The organism is Deinococcus sp., assembly GCF_030523985.1.
In the GTDB taxonomy this organism is placed as follows: domain Bacteria; phylum Deinococcota; class Deinococci; order Deinococcales; family Deinococcaceae; genus Deinococcus.
In genome coordinates this window covers 1,729-5,229 of record NZ_JAUNHK010000141.1, presented here as the reverse complement: position 1 = coordinate 5,229, position 3,501 = coordinate 1,729, and the positions used below count along the sequence as shown (strand labels likewise).

General features: G+C 65.0%; 3 protein-coding genes. 2 read left to right on the top strand and 1 reads right to left on the bottom strand.

What is annotated here, in order from left to right:
- Nucleotides 1-601 (bottom strand): FadR/GntR family transcriptional regulator (locus Q4C89_RS13775; protein ID WP_303103196.1); only part of this gene is annotated, 601 nt, incomplete at its 3' end.
- A 193-nt stretch (nucleotides 602-794) separates the two neighbouring features.
- Between Q4C89_RS13775 and Q4C89_RS13770 the strand changes: the two genes are divergently transcribed.
- On the top strand, nucleotides 795-2,510 hold the full coding sequence (locus Q4C89_RS13770) for a lactate permease LctP family transporter (protein WP_303103195.1): 1,716 nt from the start codon (nucleotides 795-797) through the stop codon (nucleotides 2,508-2,510).
- A 93-nt stretch (nucleotides 2,511-2,603) separates the two neighbouring features.
- Nucleotides 2,604-3,347 (top strand): (Fe-S)-binding protein, encoded by a 744-nt coding sequence (locus Q4C89_RS13765; RefSeq protein ID WP_303103194.1) that lies wholly within the window; start codon nucleotides 2,604-2,606, stop codon nucleotides 3,345-3,347.
- Nucleotides 3,348-3,501 lie beyond the last annotated feature (154 nt).

Sequence of the window (3,501 nt, the reverse complement as noted above, 5' to 3'; positions counted from 1 at the left end):
CCTCCAGTTGCCCCGTCGCCTTGAGGTGGGCGATGCTGCGGCGCAATTGCTCCATCAGCGGGCGCTGAATCACCCGCATCAGCCGCGTGACCACCCGGTTGCCTGCCACCTCGGAAAGCATCAGGTGAAACTGCATGTCGGCCTCGGCGTAGGCAGTGGGGTCGTCCATCGCGCCTCGCATGGCGTCTACCGCGCCGCGCAGTTGCCGCACCTGGGCGGGTGTGGCCTGCGCCGCCGCGTGCGAGATGGTGAAGGCTTCGAGCATCCGCCGCGCTTCGACCAGTTCACCGAATTCCTGCTCGTCGCCCACCACGCCCAGCCAGCCGTCGAAGGTGGGGGCCGAGTCGGTCACGCTGCGCACCACCGTGCCGCGTCCGGGGGTGGCGTCCACCAGTCCGGCGGCAATCAGCACGCTGACGGCCTCGCGCACCCCCGCCAAGCTGGTGCCGAACTGCTGCGCCAGTTCACGTTGCCCCGGCAGGCGGTCACCGGGCTTGTAGGTGCCGCTATTGATGAGTTGCTGAAGTTGCTCGGCAATATCGGCCCCCACCGAGCGTCGCTTGGGCAGAGGGCGAATGGGAGAGGCGTGACGGGCAGACATTGCCCCGCAGTGTAAAGCCACGGCGCGGGGCCACTTTGCCCTTTCTTTGACCGGGTACAAACAGCCCTGCTGACTTGTTCAGAACAATTGACATTCGGGACAAGCACTCTTACCCTGGGTTCACACTTCTTAATTGCACGTTTAGAAAGTCGGGCGCAGACCCAAAGTAAGGCTGCCCCACGGGAGGAAGGCTATGGAACAAGCCGCGTCGGTCTGGACGCAGAATTACGCGCCGATTGGGGGGAGCATCTGGCTGTCCACCCTGGCCGCGCTGATTCCGGTCGTTTTCTTTTTTGTCGCTCTGGTGGGCCTGCGGCTGAAGGGCTATGTGGCGGGCGGGCTGACCGTGCTGCTCGCCTTTCTGGTGGCGGTGCTGGGCTACGGGATGCCACTCGCCAAGGCAGTCTGGGCCACGCTCTACGGCTTCGGCTACGGGCTGTGGCCGATTGCCTGGATTATCGTGGCGGCGGTCTTTCTGTACAAAATTGCCGTCAAGACCGGGCAATTCGAGGTCATTCGCCAGTCGGTGCTGAGCATCACCGAAGACCAGCGGCTCTTGGTGGTGCTCATCGGCTTTTGCTTCGGCGCGTTTCTGGAAGGAGCCGCCGGATTTGGAGCGCCCGTCGCCATCACGGCGGCGCTGCTGGTCGGACTGGGCCTGAACCCGCTGTACGCCGCTGGCCTGTGCCTGATTGCCAACACCGCGCCCGTCGCGTTCGGGGCGCTGGGCATTCCGATTACGGTGGCGGGCAGCCTGACCGGGATTCCGGCACATACCATCGGCGCGATTGCGGGGCGGCAGTTGCCGCTGCTGGCGCTGTTCGTCCCGTTTTTCATGGTCTACCTGATGGACTCGGGCAAAGGCGGCGCAAAAGCGGGTATGAAAGGCGTGCGTGACCTGTGGCCCGCGCTGCTGGTCGCCGGACTCAGCTTTGCGGTGACGCAGTACCTCACGTCCAACTACCTGGGGCCGGAACTGCCCGACATCACCTCGGCGCTGGTCAGCCTGCTCGCCACCGCCGGGTTCCTGAAGATGTGGAAGCCCGCCGAAATTCAGCCCATTCCGGCCCCTCAGACGGTGGGGGCGGCGTATCGCCCAGTGACCGAACCGACCGTGACCGAACTGACCGCCGCCAAAGTAGTCAAGGCCTGGTCGCCCTTCCTGCTGCTCACGCTGTTCGTGGTGGTGTGGAGCCTGCCCGCGTTCAAGGCACTCTTCGACCTCAAGACGCCCGGCCCGCTGTCGTGGATGGTGCTGCACTGGGACGTGCCCACGCTGCACAACCAAGTGATGAAAGTCGCCCCCATCGTGGCCGAGCCGACGCCCTACGCCGCCAGTTACAAGCTCGACTGGTTTTCCGGCACGGGCACGGGCATTTTCCTCGCCGCGCTGGTCAGCATGGCGGTGCTGGGCATGAAACCGCGTGAGGGCGTGCAGACCTTCGTGGAAACGCTGAAAGAACTCGCCTATCCCATCCTGAGCATCATGTTCGTGCTGGGCTTCGCCTACATCGCCAACTACTCGGGCCAGAGCGCGACGATGGCGCTCGCGCTGGCGCAGACCGGACACCTGTTCCCGCTGTTTTCGCCCATGCTGGGCTGGCTGGGCGTGTTCCTGACGGGTTCGGACACGTCGTCCAACGCCCTGTTCAGCGGGTTGCAGCAGGTCACCGCGCAGCAGATCGGCGTCAACCCCGCGCTGACCGTCGCCGCCAACACCACCGGGGGCGTGACGGGCAAGATGATTTCGCCCCAGAGCATCGCGGTGGCCTGCGCCGCCGTGGGACTGGTGGGCCGCGAGAGCGAACTGCTGCGCTTTACGGTCAAAAAGAGCCTGGGCTTTCTGGCGGTCATCATGGTCATCACGTACCTTCAGGCGTATGTGGTGCCGGGGATGCTGCCCAAGTAACGAGCGACGAGGGGTCGAGGAGTCGGGGCGGCGAGATTTGGGCCGCTTGGCTTCTCGACCTCTCGACCCCTTTTCCCTTTCCAGAGGAGTGCTATGCAGATTGACCTTTTCCTGACCTGCGTCAACGACGCGCTGTTTCCCGGCACCGGGCAGGCCACCGTGCGGCTGCTGGAGCGCCTGGGCCACACCGTCAACTTCAACCCCTGTCAGACCTGCTGCGGGCAGATGCACCTGAATTCCGGCTACCGTGACGACGCGCTGGCGCTGGCCCGCAAATTCGTGCGCGACTTTGCCGACTCGGAAGTGGTGGTCACGCCCAGCGGTTCCTGCGCGGCGATGGTGCGCGAACTGTACCCGGAGGCGGCGCGCTGGGCTGGGGACGAACAGCTTCTTGGGGATGTGGAGAAGCTGGCCCCCCGCGTGTTTGAATTGTCCGAGTTCTTGGTGAACAAACTCGGCGTCACCGACGTGGGCGCGTATTACCCGCATCGCGTCACCTACCACCCGACCTGCCACGCCATGCGCTCGCTGCGGGTGGGCGACGCCCCGCTGAAACTTCTGCAAAACGTGCGCGGCATGACGCTGCTGGAACTGGAAGGCGCCAACGAATGCTGCGGCTTCGGTGGCACCTTCGCCGTGAAAAACCCCGACGTGAGCGCGGCGATGCTGACCGACAAGGCGCGGCACATCATCGACACAGGCGCGGAAGCCTGCACCGCCGGGGACAATTCCTGCCTGCTGCACATCGGCGGCGGGCTGCATCGCCTGCGCAGCGGCACGCGCACGGTGCATCTGGCTGAGATTCTGGCAAGTACCGAACAGGAGGTCTTGGCATGAGCAACCACGGAGGACTCCACCCCGCCCAGCCCTTTCCCAAAGCCGCCCGCGAACAGGTTCTCAAGGCCCAGCTTCGCGCCAACCTCCGCAAAGTCACCCACACCATCCGCGACAAACGGGCGAACGTGGTGGCGGAATTGCCCCACTGGGAGGG